Origin of the sequence: Aminobacter sp. BE322 (assembly GCF_050433525.1) — a bacterium.
Classification (GTDB): Bacteria; Pseudomonadota; Alphaproteobacteria; order Rhizobiales; family Rhizobiaceae; genus Aminobacter.
This window is the reverse complement of the sequence record NZ_JBNPXB010000025.1, coordinates 18,323-31,864: the sequence shown is the minus strand read 5'-3', so window position 1 is coordinate 31,864 and position 13,542 is coordinate 18,323. Positions and strand designations below refer to the sequence as shown.

Genomic DNA, 13,542 nt, shown 5'->3' with positions numbered 1-13,542 from the left:
CTCACTGCCCCAGCCGTTCGAGCAGCGCCGGCACGTGCACCTGGTCGGATTTGTAGTTGCCGGTCAGCATGTACATCATGATGTTGACGCCGGCGCGCAGCGCCAGCACGCGCTGCATCTGATCCGACGGCACGGTCGGCAGCAGCGGTGCGCCGGTGGCATCGACGGCCCATGCGCCGGCAAAGTCGTTGGCGGTGATCATGATGGGGCTCACGCCGTCGCCGGTCCGCACCGGTCGCCTCTCGGTATTCTCCGCGTCCAAAGACGCTTCCACCCACAGCGGGCTGCCGTTGAAGCGGCCGGGAAACTCCGGAAGGATGAAGAAGGCCTTGGTCAGCACATGGTCCTGCGGCACAGGCTCGAGCGGCGGCACGTTGAGGTTGGCGAGGATGTCGCGCAGGCGTTGCGTTGCCGGGCTGGCGGAATCGGCGCCGAGGCCGCTCGCGAACTGGTCGCGCGTGTCGAACAGCACCGTCCCGCCTTCCTTCATGTACTGGTCGATGCGGGCGATCGCCTGTTCGCTCGGCATCTGCGCACCTGGATCGATGGGCCAGTAGATCAGCGGGTAAAAGGCAAGCTCGTCCTTGCCGATGTCGACGCCGGCGGGCTCGCCGGGCTCCAGCGCCGTCTTCTCGATCAGGAACTGGGTGAGGCCGGTCAGGCCGGCCCGGCTGACGGAATCGGTATTGGCGACGCCCGTCAGCACATAGGCGATGCGGGTCTTGGAGATCGCCTCGACCGCCTGAACGTCGCCGGGCTTGGAATCCTGGGCGCGGGCATCCGGTACGGAGGTCGCGAATGCACCCGCAAGCACGAACAGCATCAGCACTGCGCTCGCGACCTGGGCGGTGCGCGGGCGGCGGCGGAACATGCCGCCCAACCACAGCACGATCAGGCTGTCGGCCAGAAGCAATGCCGCGGCAGTGGCGAGCAGAGGTGCCTTCATGTCGCGCGATTCGTCGAGCGCATAACGTTCGTCTGTTACGGGAACGGACATCGCCGGGCGCTCGATCGGCGCCAGCGTGGCGTCGGCGGCAAGCAGGTTGTGGGCGAAGATGCCGTCTTGCGAGCCATACATGCCGGGTGGATTGTCGAGCGTCACCGGCGGGGCCTTGCCGCCGCCGACCTGCAGCGGCTTCGTTTCGCCTGAGGGCGGGGTCAGCGCGCTGTCGGCGCCGATCATGCGATAGGGAGCAAGTGAGGCCACCGGCACATCGGGGCGTGCGCCGGCAGCCCCCTGGTTGCGCGACAGTTGCACGATGCGGCGCAGCATCTCGACGAAGCTGCCCGAGATCGGCAGGTTCGACCATGTCGCCTGCGGCGCGATGTGGAACAGCACGACCATGCCCTTGCCGCGGCGGTCGGCGGTCACCAGCGGCGTGCCGTCGGCCAGCACCGCCCAGGTCTTGTCGACGAGGTCGGGCGTCGGTTCGGCCAGCACCTGGCGGTTGACGGTCACATCGGACGGCGGCGCGAGGTCGGCGAAGGGACCGGTCGAGGGGAACTGCGCCACTGGCTGCGGTTCGGTCCAGGATAACGATCCGCCGAGCGAGCGCTCGCCGAGCCTCAGGCTTACCGGCAGCAGCTCGGCGTCGTTGCCGGCGGTGATCAGACGGGAGCTGGCGAAGCGCACCAGCGTGCCGCCATTGTCCATCCAATCGATCAACTGGCCGCGCACGCTCTCGGGCACGGTGCCGACGTCGCCCATGACGATGACGGCCGGCTTCTGCGCCAGAAGCTGCGGGATCGCCTCGATCAGGTCGGGGCTCGGCGGCTCGACCAGGTCGGCGAATGGCTCAAGCGCCCTGCGGATATAGTAGAGCGGTGACAGTAGCAGGCGCGACTGGTCGACCGGTGTCTGCGACAGAAGCCCGACACGTCGGCGCTTGGCGTTTTCGTCGAGCACGCGCACCGCGCCTGCCTGCGGTTGGCCATCGAGTGCGATCCAGGAAAAGTCGTTGCGCAGCTCGAAGGGCACGACGATGTCGCCCGTCGCCTGGCTCTCGCCGGGGCGGAAGGTCATTGCCGCGTCGCCGATCCGGCGGGCCTTGTCGTCATAGACGCCCGCCGTCACCTGCGCCGGCGCCGGGTTGCCGGGCGCGCGGATGGCGGTGATGGAGAAGCGGTCGACCTGGTTGTCTGCAGCGGTCATGGCGACCGTGTCGATGCGGTCGGGCTGCGCCCAGATGATGTTGCCGGTCTGCTCGCCGAAGAGGTTGGCAAAGGATTTCTGGTCGTCTGGCGTGGCAAGGCCGTCACCCAGCACGGCAACCGTCGCACCCGGCAGGTCCTTCAGCGCCGTGCCGACGCGGGCATAGACGGCGGGCCGGTCGGTCGGCACCGGGCGCGGCATCGCCGCGTTCAGCCGGTCGCGCGCCTCACGGGCGCTGTAGGGGCCGATCTGGGCATTGGCCTTCTCGGCGGTGAAGGCGAGGATAATCGGCGCGTCCTTGGCCTCGGCGGTCTTGATCAGCCGTTCAGCGGTCGCCATGCGCAGCTTCCAGTCGGGCGCGCTCGACCAGCCATTGTCGATCACCAGCGCCAGCGCGCTCGAACTCGTCGTCACCGGCTGGCGCGGGTTGAAGATCGGTTCGGCCAGCGCCAGCACCACCAGCGCCGCCATCAGCAGGCGCAGCAGCGTCAGCCACCACGGGCTGCGGTGCGGTGTCTCTTCCTTCCTGAACACCCTCGCCAGGATCTTCAGCGGCGGGAATATCTCCGCCTGCGGCTTGGGCGGGGTCAGCCTGAGCAGCCACCAGATGACGGGCAGCGCGAGCAGGCCCCACAGCACCGCCGGTGCTGCGAAGGAAAGCGGCAGCCAGCTCATCGGCGGCCTCCCGGCCCGTGGCCCTCTGCGGTCATCGCCATGTGCACATGCACCAGCGCCTCCGAGGCCAGCCGGTCGGTGTGGTTGACCGTGTAGCTCCAGCCGAGCCGCTTGCACCAGGCACCAAGCTCGTGCCGGCGCGCCTGGTAGAGGTTGCGGTAGTCGGTGGCGAGCTGCTCGGCCCGCCCGGCGGTCAGCTTGTCGCCGGTCTCGGGGTCGGTGAACTCGGTGCGCCCGGAATAGGGGAAGGTCTCCTCGGCCGGATCGGCCACCTCGACCAGATGCACGCGCGCGCCATGGCGCGCCAGCGTGTCGAGCCAGGCCATCGTCTCCTCGACCGGGTCGAGGAAGTCGCCGACGAGGATGACGTCGGAGAAGCGGCGGATGCCGGCGAGGTCCGGCCGCGCCGGCATGCCGATCGCCTGCGACAGCTGCGAGGCGAGCCGCTCGGCGCCGTTGCGCGCCGAGAACGGGTCGGTCAGGCCGGGCCAGGCGATGCGTTCGCCGCTGCGCGACAAAAGCTCGGCCAGCGCCAGGATCAGCACCAGCGCGCGCGATTCCTTCGACACCGAGGCTGTCTTCGACCTGTACAGCATCGACGGCGAGAGGTCCGCCCACAGCCAGACGGTGTGGGCCGCCTCCCATTCGCGGTCGCGCACATAGGTGTGGTCGTCGCGGGCCGAGCGGCGCCAGTCGATGCGGGCCATGGATTCGCCCTGCACATAGGGGCGGAACTGCCAGAAATTCTCGCCGATGCCGCGCTTCTTGCGGCCGTGCCAGCCGGCGATGACGGTGTTGACGATGCGGCGGGCCTCGACCAGGAGGTCGGGCACCAGCGAGGCGCGCAGCCGCCCGCGCGCGAGCGCATCGCTCGTCGCGACAGGTGCGGATGCCTCGCCGATACGTGCCATCACACGTCCTTGGCCAGCCTTGCGATCACGTCGCGCACGCTCATGCCCTCGGCGCGGGCGGCAAAGGTCAGCGCCATGCGATGCTGCAGCACGGGCTCCGCCAGCGCCTTGACGTCGTCGATCGACGGCGCCAGCCGCCCGTCATAGAGGGCGCGGGCGCGGGCGCACAGCGTCAGCGCCTGGCTGGCGCGGGGGCCCGGCCCCCACGTCACGTGCTTGTCGGTGTCGGCATTGCCCTGGCCGGGACGGGCCGAGCGCACCAGCTTCAGGATCGCCTCGACCACGCTTTCGGGCACCGGCATGCGGCGGATAAGCCTCTGGATGTCCTTGAGACGTTCCGGATCGAGCACGTTCTGCGCCCTGGCGTCCTCGATGCCCGTGGTTTCGAGCAGGATGCGCCGCTCGGCCTCGATGTCGGGGTAGAGGATGTCGATCTGCATGAGGAAGCGGTCGAGCTGCGCCTCGGGCAGGGGATAGGTGCCTTCCTGCTCGAGCGGGTTCTGCGTCGCCAGCACGTGGAACGGGGCGGGCAGGTCGTGGCGCTCGCCGGCGACCGTGACGTGATATTCCTGCATCGCCTGCAGCAGCGCCGACTGGGTGCGCGGGCTGGCGCGGTTGATCTCGTCGGCCATCAGGAGCTGGGCGAAGATCGGGCCGGAAATGAAGCGGAAGGAGCGCTTGCCCTGCTCGTCCTGCTCCATCACCTCGGAGCCGAGGATGTCGGACGGCATCAGGTCAGGCGTGAACTGGATGCGGCGGGCGTCGAGCCCGAGCACCACGCCCAGCGTCTCGACCAGCTTGGTCTTGGCGAGACCGGGCACGCCCACCAGCAGCGCATGGCCGCCGGCGAGCAGCGCCACCAGCGCGCGCTCGACCACGCTTTCCTGGCCGAAGATGACGCGGCCGACGCCTTGGCGCACCTTGGATATGTCGGCCAGAGCGCGCTCGGCCGCGGCGATCATGTCGCGTTCGCTGACAGCTGTTTCCTTGATCATCACGCTCATGCGGGCCCGATCCTTCTACTCGCGCATCGATCCCAGAATCGCTTCCGACAGCGGAAGAAGCATGCGCCAACTCAAACTATCGAAGTGCCAGCCCCAAGACCATCCGCCCCTTCGGTCTACCGCGCCGTCCGTTCGGACGTGGCGCCTGCCGCCCAGTCCCCGAAGGTCAAACGTTCCTGGGCGTCGCAACTCCCGACTCGCACCTTGGCGAGGTCTTCATGTTCAACTTAAATCACTCGCCTATGCTGACAAGCGCAACAACAGTGACTATTTCGTGACCATGACCGCCGACCTGGACCATAGCCGCGAGGCCATCGTTGAGACCGGGCTGACCCGGGCCGGCGACACTGCCGGGCTCGCGGCGCTGATTTCGCGCGCCGCCCGCGTCGGCAAGGGCCTGCCGCCGGTCGAGCGCTGGAATCCTGTTTTCTGCGGCGATCTCGACATGGAGATCCGCGCCGACGGCACCTGGTTCTATCTCGGCACGCCGATCGGCCGGGCGCCGCTGGTGCAGCTCTTTTCCACCGTCCTGCGCAAGGACGCCGACGGCAAGACCTATCTGGTCACCCCGGTCGAGCGGGTCGGCATCCGCGTCGTCGACGCGCCCTTCGTCGCCGTCGAGATGAACGTCGCAGGCGAGGGCACAGACCAGGTGCTCACCTTCCGCACCAATGTCGGCGACGTGGTCGAGGCAGGCCCCGGCCATCCGCTGCGCTTCGTCGACGAGCCCGAGACCGGCGGGCTCAAGCCCTATCTCTTGGTGCGCGGCCGGCTCGAGGCGCTGGTGGCGCGGCCGGTGATGTACGAGATGGCGGGCATCGGCGAACGCATCGACATCGGCGGCGAGGCGATGTTTGCGGTCCGCTCGAAGGGCGAGGTCTATCCGGTCATGCCCTGGGACCGGCTGGAGCGGTTGAGCGCGTGATGGTCCATGCCCCCGCAGCGCATTATTCGGCGCAGGATTTCCGCCAGCGCGCCGCCCAGGAGCATCTCAACGACGCTGCCGCCGACTATGGCGACCACACGCTCAATCCCGGCCTGCGCGAGGTCTTCGTCCACGACCGGCTGCGCGACGCCGCGGTGCTCATTCCCGTCGTCGACCATGGCGATGCCTCGACCGTCATCCTCACCAAGCGCGCCGACAAGCTGAAGAGCCATTCCGGCCAGATCGCCTTTCCCGGCGGCCGCATCGATCCGGGCGACGTGTCGCCCGAAGCCGCCGCCCTGCGCGAAACGGTCGAGGAGATCGGGCTGACGTCCGAATTCATCGACGTGATCGGCCGGCTTCCCGACTATGTCACCGGCTCGGGCTACCGCATCGCGCCTGTGCTCGGGATCGTCCGTCCCGGCTTCGAACTCGCCCTCAACGCCGACGAGGTCGACGATGCCTTCGAGGTGCCGCTCGGCTTCCTGATGGACCCGCTCAACCACAACCGCGCCAGCCGCGTCTGGCAGGACCAGGAACGCTTCTTCTACGCCATGCCCTACGAGGAGCGCTACATCTGGGGTGTCACCGCCGGTATCATCAGGGCGCTTTATGAAAGGCTCTACGCGTGAGCGCTTCGATCGCCGGCAAGGCCGGCTGGCTGGCCGATCCACATCTGCAGACGCTGCTTGCGGCGCTCGAGGCCGACGGCGAGGAGGCGCGCATCGCCGGCGGCGCGGTGCGCAACGCGCTGCTCGGCGAAGCGGTCGCCGACGTCGACATCGCGACCACCAATCTGCCCGCGCAAACGGTGCTCCGCGCCGAGGCGGCGGGTTTCAGGACGGTGCCGACTGGGGCCGAGCACGGCACCATCACGGTGATTGCCGGCGGCCGGCCCTTCGAGGTCACCACCCTGCGCGCCGACGTCGAGACCGACGGCCGCCGCGCCAAGGTCGTCTTCGGCCGCGACTGGAGGCTCGACGCCGAGCGGCGCGACTTCACCATCAACGCGCTCTATGCCCGGGCCGACGGCACGGTGGTCGATCTCGTGGGCGGCCTCGCCGACCTCGAAAGCCGCACCCTGCGCTTCATCGGCGACGCCGAGACGCGCATCCGCGAGGACTATCTGCGCATCCTGCGCTTCTTCCGCTTCTTTGCCTGGTACGGCTCGGGACGGCCCGATGCGGAGGGGCTCAAGGCCTGCGCCCGCCTCAAGGACGGGCTTTCCCGGCTTTCGGCCGAGCGCGTCTGGTCGGAGCTGAAGAAGATGCTCTCGGCACCCGACCCGTCGCGCGCGCTCCTCTGGATGCGCCAGGTCGGCGTGCTGACGGCGGTGCTTGCCGAAACCGAGAAATGGGGCATCGACGCCATCCACGCGCTGGTCCGCGCCGAGGCCGATCTCGGCTGGCCGGCCGATCCGCTCCTCAGGCTGGCGGCGATCGTTCCACCCGATGCGGCGCGGATGAAGGCGCTGGGCGAGAGGCTCAGGCTGTCCAACGCCGAAACGGAGAGGTTGGTACATTGGGCGTCTACGTCCAAGGTCGAGCCGACCGTCACCGAGGGCGGGCTCGCCAAGCGGCTCTACCGCGGCGACTTCCAGGGCCATGTCGATCGGCTGCGCCTCGACCTGGCTTCGGCGCGCGGGCGCGCCGTGCAGGACGACAAGGCGATGGTCGAGGCCGGCGGCTATTTTCGCCTGCTCACATTTGCCGGTAAGTGGCGGAAGCCGCAGTTCCCGTTGCGCGGCGGCGACGTCGCGCCGCTCGGGGTCGAGGGCGCGCGTCTTGGCGCGCTGCTCAAGGCGCTGGAGGCAGAATGGGTCGAGGGCGGGCTCGTTTTGGAGCGCGACGCGCTGCTCGAACGCGCCGCGGAATTGGCCAAGGCCTGAGGTCAGGCCGCGTCAGGCACTTTCTCGATGCGCGAGCGGATGGCTTCGATCATCGTCTCGCGGATGACGGTTTCGCCATGCGTCTCGCGCATATGCTCGGCCACGCGGCGCATGATCTCGGCTTCGTCCTCGTGGCGGGTATGCCATTGGCAGCCGGGGACCAGCGACCCGCATTGAAATTCCTTCATCGGAGGTCTCCTTTCCTCGCGTCCTCGCTCTGTTCGGCGCGAACTATAACACGCGAGGCGGCGATTGGTTGCCCGGCTCGCCGGAACGGCGACAATTCGCCGTGAAGAGGCTGGTAGTCATGGCAAAAGCAAAGTGTTTTCAAATGCTTGCGCCAAAGCGCCGACAATGTGAATCCACTTGCTCGGGCGCTGCGCGAAAAAGGGGGCGGAACAAGCCGTTCCGCCCCCTTTGGCATGCTTTCGCCGCAGCAGCGCTACTTGAGGATCTTGACGACCTCTGCAACCTTGTCCTTGCCGCTCGTGTCCCAGGTCACCGCGACCTTCTCGCCGGCCTTCAGCCCGGGGTCCTTGAACTTCTTGGACAGGACATAAGTCGAGCCGTCGTCCAGCACCAGGCTCATGGCCTTCATGTCGAAGGTCTTGATTGTTCCGTTGGTGTGCTGGGCCGAGGCTGCGAAGGCGAGGGCGGAGGAGGCGAGGACGGCAGCTGCTACTGCCGGGACAAAAAGCTTGCGCATGGCAATGCTCTCCGGAGGTGCGGGCACCATTTGGGCCTGGTGCCCGCCTGGGTGTTGGGCCGTCAGGTCACGTCGGGTCGCGGCTCCGGGGTGTAGGAAACCGCCGGCGTTTCCCGGCCCGGCAATAGACATAAACCTGCCCCCGGCTGCGAATATTAGACGAAAAAGATATTTATTCGCAGTCGGTTAGCCACAATCTTCGCCGAAATTGCACATTGTGGCGTCGATTGTGGCGGCGGGGGGATGCAGCCAAAAGTCGCATCCACCGGCATGTCCTACCGGTCGAATTTCGCAGGCTTCTTCTTCGGCTTGAACTTCTTCGCCGGCCCGTCGCCCTTCGGCTTGTCGCCCCAGGACTTCTCGCCGCGCGGCTTGTCGAAGCCCGACCTCTCGCCCTTGGGCTTGTCGTGGGGCGCCTTGTCGAAGGCCTTCTTCTTGAACGGCGGCTTGGCCGAAGGATCGTACTGGCCCTTGCGGTGCTGCTTTTTCGGCTTGGCGCCGGCGTCCCGGCCACCAGGCGCGCCATCGAGGCGGCTGATGACGACGCCCTTTTCCAGCGTGCCCTGTTCCTCGACCGCCCGCGCGAAGGCGTCGGCGCGTTCGGTGATGACCTCGAAATGCGAATCCGTGTCGAAGATGCGGATCGAGCCGATCTCGCGCTTGGTCACCCGGCCGGCCTTGCAGATCAGCGGCAAGAGCCAGCGCGGTTCGGCGCGATGCTTGCGGCCGACCGACACCGAGAACCAGACGCCGCTCTCGAAGCGGTTGTCGGGGCGCTCTGCCTTGGCCGCGTCGAAGGCGGGGGCGGGGCCGTCGGACAGTTCTTCGGCGGCCGGGCGCAAGGTCGCCTGCTGGCGCAGCCAGGCGAGCGCCAGCGTCTCGGGCGAATGCGCGGCGAGCAGTTCGGCCACCTGTGCGGCCTCGTCCTCGGCTGCGGCTTCGATGCCGGCAAGCTCGGCCAGCATGCGCTCATGGTTACGCGCGTCGATCTCGGCCGGGCCGGGCGCGGCTTGCGTCTCCGCCTGCAGCTTGGCGATCTTCAGGAGGCGTGCTGCGCTGCCGCGGCGGTGGAACGGCACGATCAGGGCGCAGACGCCCTTGCGTCCCGCGCGGCCGGTGCGGCCCGAGCGGTGCAGCAGCGTCTCGGGGTTCGACGGCAGGTCGGCATGGATGACGAGGTCGAGATTGGGCAGGTCGATGCCGCGGGCGGCGACGTCGGTCGCGACGCAGACCCGCGCCCGTCCGTCGCGCATCGCCTGCAGGGCGTTGTTGCGTTCGGCCTGGCTCAACTCGCCCGACAGCGCCACCACGTGGAAGCCGCGGTTGGCGAGGCGCGCCGCAAGATGCTTCACCGCCTCGCGGGTCGAGCAGAACACCATGGTGCTCGGCGCGTCGAAATAGAGCAGCGAGTTGATGATGGCGTTCTCGCGGTCGGCGGGCGCCACCAGGATGGTGCGGTATTCGATGTCGTCGTGCTGGCGGCTCTCGCCGGCGGCGGTGATGCGCAGCGCGTCGCGCTGGAAGCGTTTTGCCAATTGCGCGATCTGCGGGGGGACGGTCGCCGAGAACAAAAGCGTGCGGCGCTCTTGGGGGGCGGCCGCCAGGATGAATTCGAGGTCCTCGCGGAAGCCGAGGTCGAGCATCTCGTCGGCCTCGTCCAGCACCACGGCGCGGAGCGAGGCGATGTCGAGCGAGCCGCGGGTGATGTGGTCGCGCAGGCGGCCCGGCGTGCCGACGACGATGTCCGCGCCGTCATCCAGCGCCCGGCGTTCCTTGCGCATGTCCATGCCGCCGACGCAGGAGGCGATGCGCGCGCCGGTGCCGGCATAGAGCCATTCGAACTCGCGGCGCACCTGGATGGCAAGCTCGCGCGTCGGCGCGATGATGACGGCACTTGGCGCCGCCCCCGGCACGAAGCGTTCGCGGCCCGCAAGCAGCGTCGGCGCGATCGCGATGCCGAAGGCCACCGTCTTGCCCGAGCCGGTCTGGGCCGAGACCAGCAGGTCGACGTCGGCTGCCTCCGGGGCCAGTACCGCCGTCTGCACCGCGGTCAGCGTTTCGTAGCCACGCGCGGCGAGTGCCCCGGCCAGCGCCGGAACCATGTTGTCGAAAATCGTCACCGAATTCTTCCAATGAGAGCAAGGCCCGTCTCATGGGGAGGGCCAAGGAAAGGGCGCTCTCTAAAGGCTCGCCGCCGCCGCGTCAATGCGAAGCGCACCTATGCAGCGTTGCGCCGCAGCATTCGTGCCCGCATCTCCTTGGGGTCGTCATAGATCAGGTCGATCAGCGTCCGCGCCACCGCATCCGGTTCAGTGCGGCGCTGTTCCCAGTTCTGCAGGGTAGCGACAGGGATGCCGAGCAGGGTGGAGAAATCGCCCTGGCTCATCTCCAGCAGCCCGCGCACGAGCTTCAGCTTGGCGGCCGCATCCAGTGCGCGCGTCGCTTCTTCGGTCCAGTCGTGGCTGTCGGCATCATCGACCATATCTTGCTATCTCCCGGTCGTTGGCCTTCCGCAGCGAGATGATGTGAAAGACCGTATCGCGCATCGTGAACACGCAGACGTAGAGCCGCGCCTCGACATAGCCGAAGGTGACGAAGCGGTCCTCGCCATAGTCTTGCCGGTCGTCGAGGAAGGTGGTGACCTTGTTGCGGATCACCTCCGCCCCGAGTGCCAGCGAGAAGCCTCGCTCGGCCCAGGTCCATTCGTCCTTGCCTGGGTCGAAGGAAATCTTCATGCGGCATCCATCGGCTACCGCATTTATACGCTATCAGCGTAGTAAGCGCAACAGGCCGCTTATGGCCACCTGACCTCCGGCGGCAGGCTCGACAGGATCGAGGCGATGTTGCCGCCGGTCTTGAGCCCGAAGATCGTGCCCCGGTCGTAGAGCAGGTTGAACTCGACATAGCGGCCGCGGCGCACCAGCTGCTCGTCGCGGTCGGCGTCGGTCCAGTTCGAGTTGAAGTTCTGGCGGACCAGGTGCTGGTAGGCGACGAGGAAGGCGCGGCCGACATCCTGCACGAAGCGGAAGTCGGCGTCCCAGCCGCCCTTTTCCTCGGGCGAATGCTGCCAGTCGAAGAAGATGCCGCCGGTGCCGCGCGGCTCGTTGCGGTGCGGCAGGAAGAAATACTCGTCGCACCAGTCCTTGTACTTCTGGTAGTCGGCGACGCCGGCGTGTTTGCCGCAGGCGAATTGCATGGCCTTGTGGAACGCCACCGTGTCGGTGTCCTCCTGGGTGCGCCGGCGGTCGAGCACCGGGGTGAGGTCGGCGCCGCCGCCGAACCACCAGCGCGAGGTCGCGACCATGCGCGTGTTCATGTGCACGGCCGGCACGTTGGGGTTCTGCGGATGGGCGATCAGCGAGATGCCGGAGGCCCAGAAGCGCGGGTCTTCCTCGGCGCCGGGCATCTGCTTGCGGAACTCGGGCGAGAACTCGCCATGCACGGTCGAAGTGTGCACGCCCACCTTCTCGAACACGCGGCCGTGCATCATCGACATGACGCCGCCGCCGCCCTTGCCTTCGTCGCGCTGCCACGGCGTGCGCTCGAAGCGGCCGGGCGCCCAGCTCGCCAGCGGTCCCTGCACCTCGTCTTCCAGCGTCTCGAAGGTCTGGCAGATGCGATCGCGAAGTTCCTCGAACCAGGCGCGGGCGCGCAGTTTGCGGTCTTCTATGTCGGCCGGAAGTCCAACCGGTATTTCTGGGCGCTGCAATTTGGGCTCCGCACAAATGACTCGTAATTTTCCGGCGCGATCCCTAATCTCCTTCTCGACAGGGTCAAGGAGTTCTTTATGGGCACCCCGACCAGACCGCCGCTGGACGACCTCAGGAAGCGGCTGCAGCGCAGCCGCGCCGAACGTGCCGGCAAGCCGCGCGACGGGTTCCTGCGCGAGACGTTCGTGCTGCCGCGCAACGACGCGCGGGCCAAGGCGCAGGAGTGGTTCACCCGCTGGCCGAAGCAGGCCTACTGGACCGAGATCGAAAGCTGGTTCGAGCGCCCCGGCGACGTCATCGAATTCACCATCCGCCGTCTGCCGACGTCTGACTGATCCTTCCGCCGGACTAATCCTTCACGATCAGCCTTCGCGGTCCAGGGCCCTGGCGCGCCAGCCTGTCCTCGCGGTTGCGCAACGGGCACCTGTCGATCGACATGCAGCCGCAGCCGATGCAGTCGGTCAGCCCGTCGCGCAGCTTCTTCAGCTGTTCGATGCGGTGGTCGAGGTCGTGGCGCCAAGCCGTTGAAAGCAGACTCCAATCCTCGCGCGTCGGCGTGCGCCCGTCGGGCAGGGTGGCAAGGGTCGCGGCAATGTCGGCGAGCGAAATGCCGACCTCCTGCGCGATCCTGATCACCGCCACGCGACGCAGCACGTCGCGTGAATAGCGGCGCTGGTTGCCCGCCGTGCGATGGCTCTGGATCAGCCCGCGCGTCTCATAGAAATGCAGCGCCGAAACCGCCACGCCGCTGCGCCGCGCCACCTCGCCGACTGTCAGTTCCTGGCCCATGAAAATTCCCGCTTGACCTCAAGTTTAGTTGAGGTTGTACGGAACAGGCCATGACCTTGCAAGAGAAGGAAAGAGAGCATGGCGACACACTGGAACCGGAGTTCATGCGGCGCGGCGCCGGGCGATCTTGCCGCGCTGGCCGCCAGGCTGGCGGCGCTGGTCTCAGCCGATCTGGCGCAGTGCTTCGCCTGCGACCATGGCGGCAGCCAGCGCGACATTGAGGCTGCGGCCGCCGCCGGGCATGGGGATGATCAGCTGCTGGTCGGCGAGATCGTGGACGTGGTCCGGCACGCCGGCCGATTCGCGGCCGAGCATGACGATATCGCCGGCTTCGAAGCGGAAATCCGTATAGGGCAGGGCGGCTTTGGTCGACATCAGTATCAGGCGGCGGCCTTCGCCCTGGCGCCAGTGCTCGAAGCGGTCGAAGTCGACGTGCCGGGTCAGGGCCGCCATTTCGAGATAGTCCATGCCGGCGCGTTTGAGCGCCCGGTCGGAGATGTCGAAGCCGGCGGGCTCGATCAGGTCGACGCCGAGCCCTAGGCAGGCGGCCATGCGGAGAATGGTGCCGGTGTTTCCGGCGATGTCCGGCTGGTAGAGGGCGATGCGCAGCTTCTCGTTCATTTGGCCTTCCTAATCTGTGGCTGCAGGGCAACAGCAAGTTCCGCCAAAGAAGAAAGTGAACGGGCTCATGTGGCGTTCTGTCGCGAATGGGAGTATACGGCCGCCATTGTCAACTCGAACCGAAGGAGGAGGGCATGGGACACATGATGGCCATAGACATT

Annotated in this window: 15 protein-coding genes; 4 read left to right on the top strand and 11 right to left on the bottom strand. The window is 67.6% G+C overall.

Annotated elements, in window-relative coordinates:
* Nucleotide 1: 1 nt before the first annotated feature.
* From J2X50_RS23005 to J2X50_RS22995, 3 genes are read right to left on the bottom strand one after another with little or no spacing between them, the layout of a single operon-like run.
* Nucleotides 2-2,827, bottom strand: coding sequence for a DUF4159 domain-containing protein (locus J2X50_RS23005; protein ID WP_429098331.1), 2,826 nt, complete (start codon nt 2,825-2,827; stop codon nt 2-4).
* On the bottom strand, nt 2,824-3,738 hold the full coding sequence (locus tag J2X50_RS23000; RefSeq protein WP_429098329.1) for a DUF58 domain-containing protein: 915 nt from the start codon (nt 3,736-3,738) through the stop codon (nt 2,824-2,826). Before J2X50_RS23000 ends, J2X50_RS23005 begins: the two co-directional genes overlap by 4 nt.
* Nucleotides 3,738-4,742, bottom strand: coding sequence for an AAA family ATPase (locus J2X50_RS22995; RefSeq protein ID WP_429098328.1), 1,005 nt, complete (start codon nt 4,740-4,742; stop codon nt 3,738-3,740). Before J2X50_RS22995 ends, J2X50_RS23000 begins: the two co-directional genes overlap by 1 nt.
* A gap of 280 nt (nt 4,743-5,022) precedes the next feature.
* Between J2X50_RS22995 and J2X50_RS22990 the strand changes: the two genes are divergently transcribed.
* Genes J2X50_RS22990 through J2X50_RS22980 form a run of 3 tightly spaced genes read left to right on the top strand, consistent with a single transcriptional unit; the run spans nt 5,023 to nt 7,555 of the window.
* Nucleotides 5,023-5,667 carry a DUF1285 domain-containing protein gene (locus tag J2X50_RS22990; protein ID WP_429098365.1) on the top strand — a complete coding sequence of 215 codons (645 nt, stop codon included), beginning with the start codon at nt 5,023-5,025 and terminating at the stop codon, nt 5,665-5,667.
* Nucleotides 5,667-6,299, top strand: coding sequence for a CoA pyrophosphatase (locus J2X50_RS22985; protein WP_347968232.1), 633 nt, complete (start codon nt 5,667-5,669; stop codon nt 6,297-6,299). The genes J2X50_RS22990 and J2X50_RS22985 overlap by 1 nt, the downstream gene beginning before the upstream one ends.
* Nucleotides 6,296-7,555, top strand: coding sequence for a CCA tRNA nucleotidyltransferase (locus J2X50_RS22980; RefSeq protein WP_429098326.1), 1,260 nt, complete (start codon nt 6,296-6,298; stop codon nt 7,553-7,555). The genes J2X50_RS22985 and J2X50_RS22980 overlap by 4 nt, the downstream gene beginning before the upstream one ends.
* A gap of 2 nt (nt 7,556-7,557) precedes the next feature.
* Here J2X50_RS22980 and J2X50_RS22975 read toward each other — a convergent pair whose 3' ends face one another.
* From J2X50_RS22975 to hemF, 6 genes are all read right to left on the bottom strand, one after another.
* On the bottom strand, nt 7,558-7,743 hold the full coding sequence (locus J2X50_RS22975; protein ID WP_340038348.1) for a DUF1059 domain-containing protein: 186 nt from the start codon (nt 7,741-7,743) through the stop codon (nt 7,558-7,560).
* A gap of 254 nt (nt 7,744-7,997) precedes the next feature.
* Nucleotides 7,998-8,261 (bottom strand): DUF1344 domain-containing protein, encoded by a 264-nt coding sequence (locus J2X50_RS22970; RefSeq protein WP_429098324.1) that lies wholly within the window; start codon nt 8,259-8,261, stop codon nt 7,998-8,000.
* Nucleotides 8,262-8,536: 275 nt separating this feature from the next.
* Nucleotides 8,537-10,381, bottom strand: a complete 1,845-nt coding sequence (locus J2X50_RS22965) for a DEAD/DEAH box helicase (protein ID WP_429098322.1) — start codon at nt 10,379-10,381, stop codon at nt 8,537-8,539.
* A 98-nt stretch (nt 10,382-10,479) separates the two neighbouring features.
* Nucleotides 10,480-10,743, bottom strand: a complete 264-nt coding sequence (locus J2X50_RS22960) for a helix-turn-helix domain-containing protein (protein WP_429098320.1) — start codon at nt 10,741-10,743, stop codon at nt 10,480-10,482.
* A complete protein-coding gene (locus J2X50_RS22955) occupies nt 10,733-10,996 on the bottom strand; it encodes a BrnT family toxin (RefSeq protein WP_429098319.1) in 264 nt (87 codons plus the stop codon). Before J2X50_RS22955 ends, J2X50_RS22960 begins: the two co-directional genes overlap by 11 nt.
* 59 nt (nt 10,997-11,055) lie before the next feature.
* Nucleotides 11,056-11,970, bottom strand: a complete 915-nt coding sequence (gene hemF, locus J2X50_RS22950; RefSeq protein WP_347968163.1) for an oxygen-dependent coproporphyrinogen oxidase — start codon at nt 11,968-11,970, stop codon at nt 11,056-11,058.
* A 78-nt stretch (nt 11,971-12,048) separates the two neighbouring features.
* On the opposite strand from hemF, the gene J2X50_RS22945 reads away from it, so the two are divergent.
* A complete protein-coding gene (locus tag J2X50_RS22945; RefSeq protein ID WP_340038341.1) occupies nt 12,049-12,306 on the top strand; it encodes a hypothetical protein in 258 nt (85 codons plus the stop codon).
* Nucleotides 12,307-12,319: 13 nt separating this feature from the next.
* Here J2X50_RS22945 and soxR read toward each other — a convergent pair whose 3' ends face one another.
* Both soxR and J2X50_RS22935 read right to left on the bottom strand, forming a co-directional pair.
* Nucleotides 12,320-12,760: a redox-sensitive transcriptional activator SoxR gene (gene soxR / locus J2X50_RS22940; protein WP_429098317.1), complete on the bottom strand. Its 441-nt coding sequence runs from the start codon at nt 12,758-12,760 to the stop codon at nt 12,320-12,322.
* A gap of 162 nt (nt 12,761-12,922) precedes the next feature.
* A complete protein-coding gene (locus J2X50_RS22935) occupies nt 12,923-13,381 on the bottom strand; it encodes a tRNA (cytidine(34)-2'-O)-methyltransferase (protein WP_429098315.1) in 459 nt (152 codons plus the stop codon).
* Nucleotides 13,382-13,542 lie beyond the last annotated feature (161 nt).

What these genes read in the sequence shown, in the direction of transcription:
- J2X50_RS23005 (WP_429098331.1), bottom strand. Translation starts at nt 2,827, where the DNA reads ATGAGCTGGCTGCCGCTTTCCTTCGCAGCACCGGCGGTGCTGTGGGGC.
- J2X50_RS23000 (WP_429098329.1), bottom strand. Translation starts at nt 3,738, where the DNA reads ATGGCACGTATCGGCGAGGCATCCGCACCTGTCGCGACGAGCGATGCG.
- J2X50_RS22995 (WP_429098328.1), bottom strand. Translation starts at nt 4,742, where the DNA reads ATGAGCGTGATGATCAAGGAAACAGCTGTCAGCGAACGCGACATGATC.
- J2X50_RS22990 (WP_429098365.1), top strand. Translation starts at nt 5,023, where the DNA reads ATGACCGCCGACCTGGACCATAGCCGCGAGGCCATCGTTGAGACCGGG.
- J2X50_RS22985 (WP_347968232.1), top strand. Translation starts at nt 5,667, where the DNA reads ATGGTCCATGCCCCCGCAGCGCATTATTCGGCGCAGGATTTCCGCCAG.
- J2X50_RS22975 (WP_340038348.1), bottom strand. Translation starts at nt 7,743, where the DNA reads ATGAAGGAATTTCAATGCGGGTCGCTGGTCCCCGGCTGCCAATGGCAT.
- J2X50_RS22970 (WP_429098324.1), bottom strand. Translation starts at nt 8,261, where the DNA reads ATGCGCAAGCTTTTTGTCCCGGCAGTAGCAGCTGCCGTCCTCGCCTCC.
- J2X50_RS22960 (WP_429098320.1), bottom strand. Translation starts at nt 10,743, where the DNA reads ATGGTCGATGATGCCGACAGCCACGACTGGACCGAAGAAGCGACGCGC.
- J2X50_RS22955 (WP_429098319.1), bottom strand. Translation starts at nt 10,996, where the DNA reads ATGAAGATTTCCTTCGACCCAGGCAAGGACGAATGGACCTGGGCCGAG.
- J2X50_RS22945 (WP_340038341.1), top strand. Translation starts at nt 12,049, where the DNA reads ATGGGCACCCCGACCAGACCGCCGCTGGACGACCTCAGGAAGCGGCTG.
- soxR (WP_429098317.1), bottom strand. Translation starts at nt 12,760, where the DNA reads ATGGGCCAGGAACTGACAGTCGGCGAGGTGGCGCGGCGCAGCGGCGTG.
- J2X50_RS22935 (WP_429098315.1), bottom strand. Translation starts at nt 13,381, where the DNA reads ATGAACGAGAAGCTGCGCATCGCCCTCTACCAGCCGGACATCGCCGGA.